This window comes from Clostridium zeae (assembly GCF_017312485.1).
In the GTDB taxonomy this organism is placed as follows: domain Bacteria; phylum Bacillota; class Clostridia; order Clostridiales; family Clostridiaceae; genus Clostridium_AR; species Clostridium_AR zeae.
Genome location: NZ_BMBA01000002.1, coordinates 65443 through 84070 on the forward strand (window position 1 = coordinate 65443; position 18628 = coordinate 84070).

14 protein-coding genes are annotated in these 18628 nt (G+C 30.4%); all 14 read right to left on the reverse strand.

The genetic code is table 11. From position 1 onward, the window contains the following. Nucleotides 1–117: 117 nt before the first annotated feature. Nucleotides 118–1215, reverse strand: coding sequence for a cell division protein FtsZ (gene ftsZ / locus J3477_RS09705; RefSeq protein WP_206869770.1), 1098 nt, complete (start codon nucleotides 1213–1215; stop codon nucleotides 118–120). 13 nt (nucleotides 1216–1228) lie between these two features. After that, complete coding sequence (ftsA, locus tag J3477_RS09710) at nucleotides 1229–2461, reverse strand: cell division protein FtsA (protein WP_206869771.1); 1233 nt, start codon at nucleotides 2459–2461, stop codon at nucleotides 1229–1231. Nucleotides 2462–2669: 208 nt separating this feature from the next. Continuing rightward, on the reverse strand, nucleotides 2670–3887 hold the full coding sequence (locus tag J3477_RS09715) for a glycosyltransferase family 2 protein (protein ID WP_371876602.1): 1218 nt from the start codon (nucleotides 3885–3887) through the stop codon (nucleotides 2670–2672). Between the two features lie 1049 nt (nucleotides 3888–4936). Further along, a complete protein-coding gene (locus tag J3477_RS09720) occupies nucleotides 4937–5989 on the reverse strand; it encodes a type IV pilus twitching motility protein PilT (protein ID WP_284691993.1) in 1053 nt (350 codons plus the stop codon). Between the two features lie 170 nt (nucleotides 5990–6159). Continuing rightward, nucleotides 6160–6858 carry an RNA polymerase sporulation sigma factor SigK gene (gene sigK / locus J3477_RS09725; RefSeq protein WP_206869773.1) on the reverse strand — a complete coding sequence of 233 codons (699 nt, stop codon included), beginning with the start codon at nucleotides 6856–6858 and terminating at the stop codon, nucleotides 6160–6162. A 293-nt stretch (nucleotides 6859–7151) separates the two neighbouring features. Next, the gene (locus tag J3477_RS09730; RefSeq protein WP_206870714.1) at nucleotides 7152–8543 is read right to left on the reverse strand and encodes an MATE family efflux transporter; all 1392 of its coding nucleotides are present in this window, start codon (nucleotides 8541–8543) and stop codon (nucleotides 7152–7154) included. 137 nt (nucleotides 8544–8680) lie between these two features. Next, nucleotides 8681–10762, reverse strand: coding sequence for a helix-turn-helix domain-containing protein (locus tag J3477_RS09735; RefSeq protein WP_206869774.1), 2082 nt, complete (start codon nucleotides 10760–10762; stop codon nucleotides 8681–8683). Between the two features lie 177 nt (nucleotides 10763–10939). After that, complete coding sequence (locus J3477_RS09740) at nucleotides 10940–12568, reverse strand: penicillin-binding transpeptidase domain-containing protein (protein ID WP_206869775.1); 1629 nt, start codon at nucleotides 12566–12568, stop codon at nucleotides 10940–10942. A gap of 68 nt (nucleotides 12569–12636) precedes the next feature. Then, complete coding sequence (gene udk, locus J3477_RS09745; RefSeq protein ID WP_206869776.1) at nucleotides 12637–13257, reverse strand: uridine kinase; 621 nt, start codon at nucleotides 13255–13257, stop codon at nucleotides 12637–12639. After that, complete coding sequence (locus tag J3477_RS09750; protein WP_206869777.1) at nucleotides 13257–14483, reverse strand: peptidase U32 family protein; 1227 nt, start codon at nucleotides 14481–14483, stop codon at nucleotides 13257–13259. The genes udk and J3477_RS09750 overlap by 1 nt, the downstream gene beginning before the upstream one ends. 6 nt (nucleotides 14484–14489) lie before the next feature. Beyond that, nucleotides 14490–15134 (reverse strand): O-methyltransferase, encoded by a 645-nt coding sequence (locus J3477_RS09755; protein ID WP_206869778.1) that lies wholly within the window; start codon nucleotides 15132–15134, stop codon nucleotides 14490–14492. A 27-nt stretch (nucleotides 15135–15161) separates the two neighbouring features. Continuing rightward, nucleotides 15162–16178, reverse strand: a complete 1017-nt coding sequence (gene mltG, locus J3477_RS09760; RefSeq protein ID WP_206869779.1) for an endolytic transglycosylase MltG — start codon at nucleotides 16176–16178, stop codon at nucleotides 15162–15164. Between the two features lie 169 nt (nucleotides 16179–16347). Further along, nucleotides 16348–18165, reverse strand: coding sequence for a translational GTPase TypA (typA, locus tag J3477_RS09765; protein WP_206869780.1), 1818 nt, complete (start codon nucleotides 18163–18165; stop codon nucleotides 16348–16350). 105 nt (nucleotides 18166–18270) lie between these two features. Beyond that, complete coding sequence (locus J3477_RS09770) at nucleotides 18271–18621, reverse strand: YlbF family regulator (RefSeq protein WP_206869781.1); 351 nt, start codon at nucleotides 18619–18621, stop codon at nucleotides 18271–18273. Between the last annotated feature and the right edge of the window lie 7 nt (nucleotides 18622–18628).

Genomic DNA, 18628 nt, shown 5'->3' on the forward strand with positions numbered 1-18628 from the left:
TTTGTAGAGTAGAACTGAGGGATCATTCTTCTGAACAAAAAAATAAGACATGCTTTCGCATGTCTTATTTTAAATATCTACATTAATCATTTACATATAATTTAAATACTTATATTATTATCTTTTTGTTCTTCTCAAAAAAGCTGGTATGTCTAGTTCATCTCCAAAACTTTGAGTACTTGCAGTAGTAGCTGCAGCTTCTTCTTTAGCCGCTGTTGGTTCTGCCGCAACTTCTTCCTTAGGAGGTTCTACATCTCTAGCTATTTTTTCAAATCCTGTTGCTATAACAGTAATTCTTATTTCATCTTTTAAATTCTCATCGATTACAGCACCAAAGATGATGTTTGCATCTGGATCTGCAGCTTCTTGAACAATCTCAGCAGCTTCATTTATTTCTAAAAGACCTAAATCTGCTCCACCTGTTACATTCAATAATACACCTGTTGCTCCTACAATTGAAGTCTCTAATAATGGTGATGATATAGCTTGCTTAGCAGCTTCTTGAGCTCTATTATCTCCACTTCCATTACCAACACCCATATGTGCAAGACCTTTGTCCACCATTACAGCTCTAACGTCCGCAAAGTCAAGATTAACTAGACCTGGAATTGTAATTAAGTCAGATATACCTTGTACACCTTGTCTTAAAACATCGTCAGCTAACTTAAAAGAATCTAGTAATGTAGTTTTCTTATCTACCATCGTAAGCAATCTTTCATTAGGAATTGTAACAAGAGTATCAACTCTTTGCTTAAGGTTTTCAATCCCCATTTCAGCGTGCTTCATTCTTCTTCTTCCTTCAAAAGGAAATGGCTTTGTTACTACACCAACTGTAAGTATCCCCATTGATTTGGCAATTTCAGCTACTACTGGTGCAGCTCCTGTACCAGTTCCACCACCCATACCTGCAGTGATGAAAACCATGTCTGCTCCTTTTATAGCTTCTGATATTTCGTCTTTGCTTTCTTCAGCAGCTTTTTTCCCTATATCAGGATTAGCACCTGCACCTAATCCCTTAGTTAACTTTTCACCAATTTGTATCTTTTGATTAGCATGAGATAACATAAGTGCTTGTTTATCAGTATTTATTGTTATAAACTCAACATTCTTCAAACCTTCAACAATCATTCTATTAACAGCGTTGCTTCCGCCACCGCCACAGCCAACTACCTTTATATTTGCAAATTCCTGCATATCAACATCAAAGTCTAACAAAATAATTCCTCCTTTAGAAAAAATCGTCGATTAATCTTTTAAAATTACGAATAAGTCCACTTTTCTTTTTTTTGTTATTAATTTCATTATCATGGTTTATATTGCTTCCATTGTCATAAGAATCTTCATAGATTAATTTTAACCTATCATAGGCATCTTTAACAATACCAATTGAATTAATTATACAAGAATTTTGTAATTCAAGTTGATTTTTTGTCACAATAATCGTCTTTTTTCGCATTTTATCTTCAAAAAAGTATTTTACATCTTGAAACATAGCTAGGCCATTTCCAAAAATGTATATATTACTAATTTCGTTCAAATACCCTGATTCCTTTATATCTTTTTGAATTAATGTAACAATTTCCTCAATTCTAGATTCAACAACATCTTTAAATAACTTTATATCAATATCTAAGGACTCAGCTTTTAATGTACCAATGCTATGTTCTCTATATAAAGTTTTATAATTTTCACTGTAATTTTGTTTTACTTGTTCAGCCTGCTCTTCAGGTATTTCTAAGCAGATAGAAATGTCTTTTGTCACATTTTGTCCACCAACTGGTAAGCTAGATAGATATTCTAATTCATTATTTTTATATAATGCAATTTCTATTATCTCTGCACCAGCATCTACTATGAGGACGTTCTCTTTAATTGTTTTTTCATTTAAAATTATTTTTCTTAATTCTAAGTTATTAATATATATACCTTCAATGTTTATACCTGATAGTCTAAAGGCATTTCTATAACTATTTATTAGATCTCGCTTCCCAACTATAACTGAACAGTTTGCTTGAAGCTTCGAGGCTTTCATAGCCAAAGGATCTTCTACCATAGTACTGTCGTCTATACAAAAGGATTCTGTAAACGCATCAATTATTACTTCATCAGATGCAATTTCTATCTTTTCAGCATCTGAAATTGCCTCCTTAAGCTCTGAAGGTGTAATCAGATTCAACTTATTGCTTAAAGCTATCCCTTTACTTTTTACAAGCCTAGTATCGGAGGAGCTTATGCCTATAAATGCTGAAGTAAAATTAATATTTGATTGCTTCTTTATTTCATCAACACATTGTTTAAGACTTACGGTTAAATCATTTAGATTTGTAATTTTGCCTTTTGATAATCCTTTTGATGGAGTATAAACACTACATATAACTTCAAAATCATTTTCACTTACTTTAGCGACACTTGCGCTTATATTATCATTACCAATATCAATACCTACGATTGTCCTTTGCATTTATCTACCGTCTTCCCTCCTTAGTATAGGTTATATTTATTTATTCAACACAAATATATATTTTCCTTTTTATCTCACAAAAAAAATAATAGTAATTTATACCATAATCACACAATTCTAATTTTTTGCACAAATATTTAAATATCTAGTTTTAACTGGCATAAAAATTTTATGTTTTATAAACAGAAAAACTCTGCTTCCGCAGAGTTTAATTAGCTTTTTCTAAATCACTTATATTTATACTTCTTGTATGAACTGTATGTGACCATTCTTTGTTATTTTTATTTAATATTCCTTGGATGCATATAGGAAGCCAAGTTATGCTAAATATAGGATAAATGAAATAGTATAAAAATATCTTTGGAGAAAGCTTTCCATCAAGTATTAATAAAAATGGTGTATATATAAACTGAATTAATATAATTAGTAATGCTCCTACTGCTGTTAAAATAGATAGCAAACTTGCATTCACTGAATTAAAAGCATAAAATAATTTCACAGCACTATCAGAAAAACCTAATACATTTGGCACTATATTTACTATTGTTGCAACTGCTAATAATATAATTACAATTGGCTGTATGCTATATAATGCGCAATCAAATGCTACAAAACTACGTTCTCTTATAGCTCTTTTCATTAATTTCCAAAAGTATCTAGAAGAAACATCTGCAAACCCCTGCATCCATCTCTTTCTTTGTGCCCATGATTGAGCTAAAGTTAAAGGTTTCTCATCGTAAACTACAGCTTCATGTGCCCAACCAACTTTATGTCCATTTAAAACAAGCTTACAAGTAAATTCTAAATCTTCAGTTAAACAAGTTGCTCCCCAACCTAGAGTTTTTAAAGTGTCTGTTTCTATACAAAAACCAGTTCCACCCAATTGATTAGAAAGACCTAAGTTGCTTCTTGAAAGCTGAAACATTCTATTTGAAGTCCAAAAGGATATAGAATAACATCCTGTTATCCAGGTGTCTTTAGGATTTTTACTATCTAAAAAACCTTGAACAACTTTAAATCCCTTTAATAACATCTTATTCATCTCAGTTAAGAAATTTTTAGATATTAGGTTATCCGCATCAAATACTGCCACTGCATCATATCTTTTATTCATTTTGAATATATGATCAAACATCCATTCAAGTGCGTACCCTTTACCTCTTTTTTCTTTATCAAATCTTTCGTAGACCTTTGCCCCAAGTTTCTTTGCTTTTTCAGCAGTTTTATCAGTACAGTTATCCGCTATTACAAAAACATCATACATTTCCCTAGGATAATTAATTCCATTAAGACTTTGTATTATATCTTCGATTACAGTTTCTTCGTTATGTGCTGCAACAATTAATGCAAAAGTTTTTTGGGGTTTTATATTATCTTTCTTTTTTAATCTTATTATACCAAATAATGAGAGCACCATATAATACATTGTTAATATAAATACTACATTTGAAAAAATGCCTAAAAATACCTCAAACGAACTTTTTATTACATTCATTAATATTCCCCCCTAGTTCATAGTTATTTTAGCATAAAATAACTTTAAATACTATATGTACTTTTCAAATTTATTTCTTTTTAAGATTAACATAAGCTTTGCTATATTTTTTAGCTAACCTCACAAATCATCTACTTTGTCACTTACTGCTTATAACAAGCCACTTATATATTTATTTATGAATTTATTTAATCTATAAATATATTTCTTTGCTATTTGTAAATTTTTTGAAAACCTTTATTTTAATAATTTCCCAACATTATAAATAAACCTCATAAATATTAAGAACAATGAAGCAACTATCATTATATTGAATATTAACCTACGAAATTATACGTTATTTACTATATATTGGGATTAATTGCTTATATAGCTACTTTATCAGTGCTTACAACACTTTATATTTATACATTTTTATGATATAATATTATTAGAAAATTCGGCAAGGAGGTTTTAATATGTTATGAGCTTGTGAAAAGGGATTTAAAAACTCTCTATTTCACAGATATGATGAATCCTTTGGCTAAGTTGTATTAGTTAAAATATTAATACAATCTTAAAGGAGGATTTATCATGAAAAGAGATCTAATTATTAAACTTATAAAATCAATATCGTATAATTATGCAACAAACACGGATAATTATTGCATAAAATTTCTTGACTATATGTCTTACTAATCATCAACATATATAAGACCCTAAATTTATCATTTCCGAAAAGCTTTTTTTTATTTCCTTTTAATTTAATATTTAGGTAATTTAATGAAAAAATCGCTGAAGCGACTTTCTTCAGTGATTTTTTTGTGCAGCTGCGTTTCAGAATGCATATAAGAAAACTTACAGTCGATACTTTTTTCTTATTTTACGCTTTAACTTATATCATCCTTTAAGTCCGTTACGCATACTTATCCACAGTTCTAATTAAATCATGAATTTCTGAAAGAATAAAAATTTAAGGCAACTCCAAGGAGTTGCCTTTATTACATCATCATTAATCTGCTTACCATTTCTCTATCAACAGAAAAACTTAATGCTGTCTCTTCACTGATAACGCCTTTCCTATACAATTCGGCAAGATTCATATCCATTGTTTTCATTCCATACTTGCCACCAGTTTGCACAGAAGACTCAATTTGATGAGTTTTTCCTTCTCTTATAAGGTTTTGTATTGCAGGAGTAGTAACCATTGTCTCTAAAGCTGAAGTTCTTCCACCTTGATTAGTAGGAACAAGCTGTTGAGAAACAATTCCCTGAAGTACAGCAGACAGCTGTATTCTTATTTGTTGCTGTTGATGAGGAGGAAAAACATCTACTATTCTATCGATGGTTTTAGCAGCCCCAATAGTATGTAAAGTTGAAAGAACTAGATGACCTGTTTCAGCCGCAGTAATGGCAATAGCTATTGTTTCAAGATCTCTCATTTCGCCTACTAATATAACATCTGGATCTTCTCTAAGTATTGCTCTTAATGCATTGTCATATGATTTACTATCTTTACCTATTTCTCTTTGATTTATTATACATTTATTATGTTTATGTAAGAACTCAATTGGATCTTCCAAAGTTATTACATGTGCTTCTCTAGTTTGATTTATCTCATTTATCATAGCTGCTAGTGTTGTACTTTTACCACTACCAGTTGGTCCTGTAACTAAAACTAAGCCTCTTTTTCTTTGACATAGTTCTTTAAGTATAGCTGGATGACCCAATTCATTCAAAGTTGGTATCTTTAATGCTATTACTCTTATCGCAAGAGCATGACTATTTCTTTGCTTAAATACATTTACTCTAAAACGACCAAGTCCTGCAATAGAATATGAAGTATCAAACTCTCCTGCTTCATCATATTTTCCAAAGTTATCTTCTAATATTTCTTTTGCAAAAGCTTCTGTATCCGATGGCATTAGTTTATTTTGTCCTATCTTTACTAAATTACCATTAACTCTTATAGTTGGTGGAATCCCTACTGTAAGATGAAGATCAGAGGCGCCTTCCTCGATTGTTCTTGAAAGTAATTCCTTTAATGTTATCACTGGTTATCCTCCTCATGTCATTTCAAAGTATATCTATCTACAATTATACAAATTTAATTAAAATAAAGCAAAATATATAAATAAAAAAACATTAAAATTTTTTTATTTATATATTTATTCGATAAAATTGGCTAAACTCCTCTACTCTCAGGAAGAATTTAGCCAAATGTTTACCTTTTACTATTAAGTTCTTTAAATAGTTTTTTAAGAGCTTTCTTTTCAATTCTTGAAACATAAGACCTCGATATTCCTAACAATGCTGCAATTTCTCTTTGTGTTTTTGAGTGTCCATCAATGAGACCATACCTCATCTCAATTATTTCCTTCTCTCTTATTGAGAGAATAGAATTCATCTTATTATAAAGTGATCTAATTTGCAAATTGCTCTCTACAGTTTCTAAAACTGAATCATTTTCACTACTTAAGACATCTATTAGGCATATCTCATTACCTTCTTTGTCTACTCCAATTGGATCTTGTAGAAATACTTCTCCTTTTACTTTTTTGTTATTCCTAAAAAGCATTAAGATTTCATTTTCGATACATCTCGCTGCATAGGTAGCAAGTCTAGTTCCCTTAGAAGAATCGTAAGAATCAATTGCTTTTATGAGTCCTACTGTTCCAATAGAAATTAGATCATCTAAATCTTTATTTTGAAAAGAATATTTTTTTACAATGTGTGCAACAAGCCTTAAATTTCTTTCAACTAATATGTTTTTTGCATTAGAATCTCCACTCTTTAGCTTAGCGATATACATTTCCTCATCTTTTTCATCTAGTGGTTGTGGAAATGTACTATTACCGGTAATATAACCAGACAATAGAACTATGTTGCCAATCACATCAATGAAATAACTAAAAATAAACACAGATGCTCCTCCTATTAGTGCTTATTAATATAGTATGAGGGAAGTATGTACTTGTTTCCTATTAGATATAATATTTTGTTTTATGAATAATTAACGAATTAGTTCTAAATAAAAAATTACTGAAGCGACTTTCTTCAGTGATTTTTTACGCTTCTGGTGAGAAAACTTAAAAATATAAATTTTAATACAAAATGCTACATATATATCTTAAGTATAATTTCCTAAGGAATAAAAAAGAAACAAGCTAAAATAATCAACTTGTTTCTTTAAAGTTATCTATATAATTCTTAATACTACTTCTTTAAATTTATTACAACATTATTAGTTGCAAATACATGCTTATCACTTTCTACTGTTACTTGCTTAATAAAGTGTATAGATGTAATAGCAGAAATAATATCTGATATAGGATAAGCTATCCATGCTCCTACTATTCCAAACAATTGAACAAATAGTATTGATATAGGTATAAAAATAACTAGTTGTCTATATATTGAAAGTAAGAATGATGTTTTTGCTTCATCTATCGCTTGATAATAATATATACATATATAGTAAATTCCTATTACCGGTATTATTGATATACATATTCTAAAAGCTAGCACTGCATTCTTTAATATTTCTACATCTTTTAAAAAGAAACCAATAATTGAGTTGGAGAAAATCATTAATATAATCCAAAACGTCATTGAAGCTACTGACACCGCTATTATAGCTGTCTTTAAAGCCTCTTTCATTTTTGTATAATTTCCACGACCATAGTTATAAGCTACTATTGGCTGCATTGAAGAACTTATTCCTATTATAGTAATGAACATAAACATTGAAACCTTAGTTATAACTCCAACTATTATAATTGCACTGTCCCCTCCATGAGATACTAGGACATTGTTAAGAATGACTGAAACAACCGCATCAGATATCTCAATTATAAAAGTAGAAAATCCTATTGTAATTATATTAAATACAAATTCTTTTTCTATCACAGTTCTAATATATTTAAACGAAAAACTTATATTAAAATTCTTTTTTATTATTCTAAATCTACTTATAGCAAAGATAAAAGCAAGTATTTGCGAGACAACTGTTGCTATTGCTGCACCTCTTACTCCATAATTCATTAATACCACTAAAATATAGTTTATTGCAATATTAAAAATAGATCCTATAATATTGGAGTATAAAGTTACTCTTGTATTTCCAAGAGCATTCATCATATAGCAAATTACAGTTGAAAGACATTGAAAAATTCCACCAATTAATATTATAGTTATATACTGTTCTGCAAAGTTAAAGGTATTTACACTAGCTCCTAGTGCTGTTATTATACTCTTCTTAAACAAACATATTATGAGAACCACTACTGTAAGCGATACAATTGTTAGCATAATAGCATTGATAATAGTTTTCTTTAAATGCTCTATGTTTTTTTCACCAAGATATCTTGACACAGAAGTTGAAGCACCAATAGATATTAACATACCAATAGCTATCATAAGTCTTTGTATTGGAAAAGCTATTGTAAGACCTCCTATTGCGTCAGCTCCTACATATCTACCTACGAAGACAGTATCAACCATATTATATAATTCTAATACTAAAAGCGATATAATTGCTGGTATTGCAAATTTTAAAAGTACCTTGCTTACTTTCCCATCATTATAGATTTTATCATTTATCCCAATGGATTCACCTCTTTTTCTCTATATTAGAATTATAATCTAATTAAAGAAAATCTTTAACTCACTTAACTGCTTACTAAAAGGTACTTTTATGGTTTTATAAAAAAATCATATATTTCAATAAAAAGCAGAAAAACACCTTACTTAAGGTGTTTTTGTACTTCTTTTATTATAATTAACACTGCGCCATAGCCTTCTAACTTAGCTTGCAAGTTCAAAACAGCACTTTTTTTAGCAAACTTAAACTCTACCTTCGGAAAAGATGCCTTTAAAAGTATTTCTTTTTCTTCTTTATTTAATCGTACAGGTTTTCCCATATCAAGCCAATAATTATATGAAGATCCTACTTCTTCATCTATAAGATAAGATGTAACTCTAGCTGAAGTTGGTATCTTTACAATATTTAATGAAAATTTCTTTTCAGTAGAATTCTTTAAACCTCTAAGCTTTGAATATTTCTTCAATTGAATAAGATTAATTATTTCTTCATTATAGCTATATAGCAGTATTTGGTATTCTCCTTCTTTTTTAGTGACTATATACCCATTATCTTTCGCCACTATAGTATCACCTAGCTTATTCAAAAGATAATATGAGTAAAAAGAGGCTTTTCTTATACCTTTATCATTTACCATACCTGGATAACCAAAGAAAACTTCATTAGTCAAATAAGGTTGGTTGTCTAAAACATCGAAAGCTCTAAGAGCATTTTGTTTGCTGTCCTTATTTAATTGATTTTGGATTATAAAAGGCAGCATATATGAAGTATCATATATCGGGTCTACAATTAATTCATCGTTAAATCTATCTTCAATTATTTGAAGTTCAAATTCTTCTTCTATGATTATCCTAGCTTTCTTAATATTATCACCCAAAGTGTTTTGGGTAAATTGGAAGATAAAATCATTAATATTCAAGCCCTCAAGCTTAGAGAAGAAATCAAAAAACGATTTTAATACATCCATGAACTCTTCCTGAGTTACCTCTTTATCATCTAGTACTATTAAAGGTTTAACACCTATTGTATCTAGATATTCTAGTACTGTTTCTGTTCTGCTCCAATTATAAAACTTAACCTTTGGAAATATTCCCATATCTGAAGAAAATACATTTAGAAGCCTTGCATATTCAAATCCGATTTCATATTGAATTTCCTCCAAAATATCTTTATTATCTTCTAGCAGTAACTCAAAGGCATTTCCTACATTGATTATATCTTTAAAACTTTTTTCAAAAGGACCTAATTCCTCACTAACATCTATATTAACCTTGTTTATCTTGTCCTCAAAATTAAATCTATCATAATCTTCAAGATAATACATAACGAAGTCTATAGCTTCTCTTAAATCATAATATTTTATGTTTTTACTTTTTTCTAAGGTTTCCTCGTCCACCTTATATTTTTTTCTATAATTTAAAGGTGTGGTCTTATAATAGAACTTAAAGTTCTTGTTATAATATCTCGTGTGTGAAAATCCAACTTCTTCAGATATCTCAGAGATAGGCTTGTCAGTATCTAGCAAAAGCTTAACAGATTCCTCTACTCTCGTTAGATTAATAAGTTCAGTAAAGCTATATCCTGTTGAATACTTTATCTCATGAGACAGATAGTGAGTACTCAAAAACTCTTTGTCAGCAATATCCTGTAAGGTTATATTGTTATTATAATTGTTGTAGATATATTTAGATATTCTATGATATCTATCTAACTGCTCATCATTTTCTCTAAGCTCTTCCTGTTCATGCATAAGATAATGAAAATTATTTATAAGATGATATAAAAGTTCTACTAAAGTATTTTCTATTTCTTCGTCATAGTTATCACTTTTTTGAACTAACTCACAAAGAACTATACTTAAAAAGGTCCTAAGTTCATCATAATCTTCATTTTCCTGTGCGCCCTCTTCACTAGAATTTGTATAGAAAAACATGTTTTTTATATCATTATAATATTTTTCAAAAAAGTAAGGATCTATATGAAATATAAGTACTTTATTATCTTTATCCTTTGAAAAAATACGATGTGCTTCATCCACATTAATTATCTCTATCTCATTTTCTATTAGTTCATATGTTCCTGCATTTATGTTTACAAATACGCTTCCCTTAACTACATATAGTATTTCAATATAATTATGCCAATGAAGCGGATATTCTTCTACAGTTACAAAATCTACACTAACCGGTATTCCTGTAGAGAAATCAATATACTCTTTTCTCATAAAAATCTACTCCTTAAAAATTCCCTAAAAAAGTTATCCTTTGTTTTATGTATATAACAGTTATTAATAAAAATTCCTTCCATTAAATTTTACACCGTAAGCACCACATTCATCAATGTATAAAATTGTAAAAACACTAAGTGACTTACTTAGTGTTTTTGTACTTTTCCAATAAAATTAATTACTCTTCTGTTTGTCTTTCTGAGCTAGGCTTAAAACTATGTCTTTGAACACTGGAGCTGCAGATGCATTACCATTTTTACCTATACTACTATTTTGATTAATATACGGAACCATAACCACTAACGAATAGTAGTCTCCGTTTAGTTTAAAATAACCTGCAAACCATCCGTGGTTTTTAGAGTTTTCACCTTCAGCAGTACCAGTTTTACCACCAGTTTCAATACCCTCTATTCTTGCATTATATCCAGTACCTTTGGTTTCAGTTACTACACCTCTCATGTCATCTAAAACAGTTTTTGCTATCTCAGGTTTAATTACTTGTTGAGCATCTGGTGTAAATTTTTTAACAACTGTTCCATCATTTTGAACAAATTCATCTATGATATATGGTTTGTTGTAAGTTCCATTATTTGCTGCAGTTGCAACAACAGCAGCCATTTGAAGCGGAGTTACGTTCAAAGTTTGGCCCATTGAAACATTACCTATACCATTTTCTTCTTTTGGCTCAACACCTTTTCCTTCATATTGAAGATTGAGTACCTTGGAAAATAATCCTTGCTTTTTTGCCATATCTACTAGAGGTATAAAACCTACTTTAAAACCAATTTTTCTGAAAACAGTATTGCATGATTCTAGAAAAGCATCATGAGCAGAAAGTGTTCCATGCGCATAACTCTTACCATCCTTAAAACAATACCTTCCATCGCATAGAAAAGTACTATCTTTGCTTAAATCTCCGTAATTATAAGCCGCCTCTTCTGTTATGATTTTAAAGGTTGATCCTGGTTCAAAACTTTGATTCTGTATTCCAATAGTTATATTTGGTTGAGACTCATCCTTCTGAGCTAAAGCCTTCACCTTACCAGTTTTAGCCTCTATAAGGGCAATACCAATATTAGGTACATCCTTGTACTTATCGCTATTCAAAACAGTTCTTATACTGTCTTGCCAATTTTTATCTAATGTAAGCTTCACATTTACATTGGATGCAGGTGTAGTATAATTCTTTAAAGTATAAATTCCATTACTATTCAATTGATTATATACAGATGCAACTTTGTTATTTTTTGTATAGTCATATATTAAATGTTCTAAAGTACCATCATCTTTTAATTCTTTGCCATCAGTTTTGTTTACGTCTGAAAGTATATTCTCAATCTTCCAAGCTTCAGTTTTATTCACATTAGATGATGTATAACAATAAAGACCCTTCATTGTTTTAAGCTCTTTTATCTTGTTGTAACTATCTTCACTCACAGTGTAGTATATCTTTCCAGTAGTCTTTAGAATTTCTTTATACGAGAAATCTTTCACTTCATTTTTCATAATATAACTTAATGCCAATAGATTTCTAAGATTATTTTCAGTACTATTCAATTTAAAAACCATAGCATCTATAACAATAACATACTTTTTGTTATATGAAAGCAAGTCTTTATTGTTATCGTCAATCAATGCATATTTGTTATCGGCTGTAGTATCCACTTGTACATTATGACTATATTCAATTTCTATAGCACTAGGATTATATTCATTCCCTACATAGAACAATCTAAATATCAATACAATAAATGAAGCTATTACAAAATCTGCTATTATAATAAATCTTTTTTTAGTTAACATAAAAACACCCCTCTTGCTGAATTCTAGCCTTTAGAGGAGTGTTTTATTCAAATTGTTATTTTAAAGTTCTATTTAAGTAGAATTTGTTTAATTTTTGCTACTAATATATCTATTGCTACTTTATTATGTCCACCTTCTGGAATTATCAGGTCAGCATATCTTTTAGTAGGTTCAGTAAATTGCAAATGCATAGGTCTTACAACACTTAGATATTGGTTTATAACGGATTCCACTGTTCTCTTTCTTTCAGTTATATCCCTTTGCAATCTACGTATTATTCTTACATCTGAATCGGTATCTACATATATTTTAATGTCTAAAAGATCTCTTATTCTGCTATCTTCTAAAACTAATATTCCTTCGACAATTATTATATCCTTTGAATCCACGCTTACAGTTTCAGTTACTCTATTGTGAATTGAGAAATCATATTTAGGTTTCTCTATACTCTTTCCTTCTACTAAAGCTTTTAAATGTTCAACTAATAAAGCATTATCAAAAGCATCAGGATGATCATAGTTAGTTTTCTGTCTATCTTCCATTGATAGATAACTTTGATCTTTATAATATGAGTCTTGTTCTATCATTGCAATACAAGTTTGATCAAACTTGTTATATATCTCTTTAGCAATAGTGCTTTTTCCCGAACCGGTTCCTCCGGTAATTCCTATCAAAATTGGTTTTGACATTAGTTGTCCCCCTTACTCTTTATAAGCATATCATTTTCTCTAAGCTCTGTTTCTGAACTTATAGTAAATATCATTTGTGCCCTTGGAGCAACCTCAATCTTATTTCCTAAATGATCCTTCATATCTGTTAAACTTACTTCGAACGCATCTCCTACAGGTCTTAAAACTTCAACTACATCATTTTCAAAAACTCTATTTTTTTGTTCTATAGTTGCAATCTTAGTTTCTTTATCGTAACTCTTAACCACACCAACAATATCATAATCTCTTACATACGAAGAAGTTTCGTATACTTGTTTGTTCTTCTCACCAAAATAGAATCCTGTGTGGTAACTTCTATGACTAACCTTAACAACAGTATCAAGCCATTCTTTTTTAAATTCATAATTTTCTGGATCCGCCCAATATGCATCAAGAGCTTGCCTATAAGCTTTAACTACTGCTGCAACATAATATGAACTCTTCATTCTTCCTTCTATTTTAAAGGAGTAAATCCCACTCTTCACAAGCTCAGGTATATGTTCAATCATGCATAAATCCTTAGAATTTAAGATATATGTACCTTTTTCATCCTCAAATACAGGAAAATATTCTCCCGGTCTTTTTTCTTCAACTAGATAATATTTATATCTACATGGTTGAGCACAAGCACCTCTATTAGAATCTCTTCCAGTCATATAATTTGAAATTAAGCATCTTCCTGAATAAGACATACACATAGATCCATGAACAAAAGCCTCTATATCACAGTCTTCTGGTATCTTAGAAGTTATGTCTTCTATTTCCTTCATCGAAAGCTCTCTTGCAAGAACTACCCTTTTTGCTCCTTGATCGTACCAGAACTTTGCTGATCTCCAGTTTACATTGTTAGCTTGGGTACTTATATGAATTTCCATATCAGGAACTACTTCCCTTGCTGTAGCAAAGATTGCAAGGTCAGCAACGATTATAGCATCAATTTCTAAGTCTCTTAGATTTCTTAAATATTCTTCTAATCCTACTAAATCACCATTATGAGGGAAGACATTCATTGTTACATAAACCTTCTTCCCTCTTTCATGTGCATATTTTACACCTTCACTTATTTGTTCATTCGTAAAATTATCAGCAAAAGCTCTTAGATTCAGCTTACTTCCACCTATATATACAGCATCTGCCCCAAAATCAATAGCAGTTATTAACTTTTCAAGACTCCCTGCTGGAGCTAGTATTTCTGGTTTTCTCATTATTTTTTACCTCCTCTTTGTCACAGCTATTCCATCTCCCATAGGAATGATAGTTGTGATTAAATTCTTATCTTTGGATATCTCTTCAAGATACTTTCTCATTCTCTTAACTATCGTTATTTTTCTTCTTATAACTAAGTCATTAGAAGCAACCATTCCTCTAAAAAGAACATTATCTGATATTATAATTCCATCTTCTGTTAACAGTCTTAGACAATGAGGTAAAAAGTGATTATAGTGCCCTTTACCAGCATCCATAAAAATCAAATCAAACTTATCATCTAAGCCTTCTAATATTTCTAGACAATCACCTTTAACAACTTTAATTTTATCACTAAAATTATACTTTGAAATATTACTCTCTGCAATAGTTACCATATTTTCATCACGTTCTATTGATGTTATACTTGCATTTCCATTAGCAGCTTTACTCATAAGGATGGCAGAGTACCCAATAGCAGTTCCGAGTTCTAATATTTTTTTAGGTTTTTTCATAGAAACCATAAATTCTAAAAACTTACCTGCTTCTTTTTGTACTATGGGAACTGAATTTTCTTCTGCATACTTTTCTAACTCATATAGTTCATCTTCGCTGTCTCCAATTAGACCTCTAAGATATTCCTCCATATAGTCATGTGTAATTCCACTCATAATTTCCTCCAACAAATTTGGTTATAATTAATATCCTAATTCTTTTTTCATCTTTAAAAAGTCATTATAATCAGCAGTAAAATAGTGTTCATTATTTTTCTTAAGTATATAATATAAGAAGTTAGTCTCTTCAGGTTTAACTGCAGCTATTATTGACATTTTTCCTGGATTACAGATAGGCCCTACTGGTAATCCTTTACTTTTATATGTATTATAAGGAGATTTAACTTCTAAATCTTTCAGTGTCACTACCTCTTTATGTTGTCCAATGGCATATAATATTGTTGCATCTAATTGAAGTGGCATATTCTTTTTTAATCTATTATCAATAACTGAAGAAATTAAAGGTCTATCAGAATCCACTCTAGCTTCTTTTTCAATCATTGATGCCTTGTTTATTATATCCTCATAATCGGAATCCGATATTGGTTTATTAGTTTCCTTTTGAACTTCACTCATTACTTGTTGAAATCTAGCAATCATCGCTAATATTATGTCATCAGATTTATCACTCTTCTTGAAAAAATATGTATCCGGAAATAAATATCCTTCAAGCTCGTATCTTTTATCTTTATTTTGTTTTACATACTTAGGCAATGGATATTTTTTTACTGCAGCTAAAAATTCATCTTTAGTAACAAGGCCACTCTTTTCAACCTTTGCTGCAATTTCCTCTACATTCAACCCTTCAGGAATTGTTATTTTAATGTTGTGTCCACCTTCTTTTAGCAAACTAATAATTTTGTCAAGAGAAGTTCCTATTAAAATATCATATGTACCTGGTTGAATCTCTCCACCTAAGTTGTTTTTCTTTATATAGTACTTTGCTGCATATAAACTTTTTAGTGATTTATCACTATTTAAATGTTCAAGGACGTCGTATAGACTTTCCCCTTCTTTTACAACTACATTTACTGTACTTCCCTTTCCTTGGAGAGGGTCATTTATAGCTCTTAAATATTTTATGTAGAAAAATGTTATAGCTATAAGAACTATTAATATAAAGGAAGAAATAAAAATTAAAGGCTTTTTAAAGTTTCTCATAATATCCCCCTACTTTTAAACCGTATAACCTATTACAAAGGCTATACTAAAAATTAATATGTACAATAATTATATATCCATATAGGATAATTAAAACCCTTTATATACAAAAGTAAATAGCCTATTAGGCTATTTACTTAATTATACTATTTTTATGCCAGCAAGCAAATTACTTTCTTGCAGCTCTCTTTCTTTCATTAGAATCTAATAATCTCTTTCTCATTCTAATGTTCTTAGGGGTAACTTCTACAAGTTCGTCAGAATTTATAAATTCTAGACATTCTTCAAGCGAAAGGTTCTTTGCTGGAGTTAATCTTAATGAATCATCGGAACCAGAAGCTCTTGTATTAGATTGATGCTTTCTCTTACATACATTAACTTCTATATCTTCTGCTCTAGAACACTCACCACATACCATTCCTGAATAAACTTCAGTACCAGGTTGTATGAATAAAGTACCTCTTTCTTGAGCATTGAATAATCCATAAGCTATTGCATCACCAGCTTCAAAAGCAACTAATGATCCTCTGCTTCTTCCAGGAATATCACCTCTGTATTTATCATATCCTTCAAATACATGGTTCATGATACCATTACCCTTAGTATCTGTCATGAATTCACTTCTGAATCCTATAAGACCTCTAGCTGGTATTAAGAATTCTAATCTAGTATATCCATTTACAGCTGAAGTCATATTAACCATCTCAGCTTTTCTAGGTCCTAGTTTTTCCATAACAGGTCCCATGAACTCTTCTGGAACATCTATAGTTAAGTACTCAATAGGTTCTACTTTCTTTCCATGCTCTTCTTTAAATATAACATTTGGCTTTGAAACTTGGAATTCATATCCTTCTCTTCTCATTGTTTCTATAAGTATTGAAAGATGTAGTTCTCCTCTTCCACTAACTTCAAAACGGTCTGGAGAAAGTTCATTTACTCTTAAACTTACATTTGTCTCAAGTTCCTTCATAAGTCTATCTCTTAAATGTCTTGAAGTAACGAAATCACCTTCACGTCCTGCAAATGGTGAGTCATTTACCATGAAGTTCATGTTTAATGTAGGCTCGTCTATGTCCACAAATGGTAATGCTTCTGGATTTTGAGCGTCTGCTATAGTTTCTCCAATATTTACATCAACTATACCACTTATTGCTATTATATCTCCAAGTGCAGCTTCATTTGCTTCTTCTCTCTTTAGTCCATTATATGTATAAAGACTTGATACCTTGTAATTTGATGTTGATCCATCTTTTCTTACAACTGCAATATTTTGATTCTTTGATACTCTACCACGAACAACTTTACCGATTACTATTTTACCAACATATTCACTTGAGTCAATTGTAGTAACAAGCATTTGAAGTGGAGCATCCATGTATCCTTTTGGTGGTTCAACATGATCTATTATAGTGTTGAATAAAGGTTCCATGTTTGTACTTTCATCTTCCATTTCCAACTTTGCAAAACCTTCTCTAGCTGAAGCATAAACTATTGGGAAGTCTAATTGCTTATCAGTTGCTCCAAGTTCTAGGAACAATTCAAAAACTTCATCAATAACATCAGTAGGTCTAGCATCTTGTCTGTCTATTTTGTTGATTACAACTATAGGATCAAGTCCAAGCTCTAAAGCCTTCTTTAAAACGAATTTAGTCTGTGGCATAGGTCCTTCATAAGAGTCTACAACTAGAAGAACGCTATCAACCATCTTTAGAACTCTTTCAACTTCTCCACCGAAATCAGCATGTCCTGGCGTATCAATTATGTTAATTTTAATATCTTTATATGTTACAGCAGTATTTTTTGAAAGTATAGTTATTCCTCTTTCCTTTTCTAGGTCATTAGAATCCATTACTCTCTCTTCTACTTTTTCGTTAACTCTAAATACATTACTTTGTTTAAGTAATGCATCAACTAAAGTTGTCTTACCATGGTCAACGTGCGCAATTATTGCTATGTTTCTTATATCATTTCTTGTTATTAATTCCATATTCATCCTCCATTATGGTTAACCACAAAATAAAATTGGATACCGTTGTATCCAATTTCAACATTTTAATTCTAATATTACTTTCTACAAAAGTCAACTAAAATACTAGGAATTTGGTGTAATTATATCCACACCGATTGCATCGTTAAATATTTTTAACAAATCTTCCCATATAACTGCAAATTGAGCTTCACTTTGAAGATACGCAGCTACAGCTGGATTAATCATTGCAACGCTTCCAACTTTCTGCATTTTTTCTTTTGTTGCATCGCTTACAGTTCCAGTTTGAAATTGCTCATTATAAGCCTCTATTTGAATTCTTCTAAAATCCTCTACTATTTTCTTTAGCTCTGGACTTTCAGATATCTTTTTTGAAGCTTCTCTATATGCAACTACCTCAGGCAAATCCTTAAGTACATTTGCAAAATCATGAGCTTTATCATATATATTTGTCATATTACTT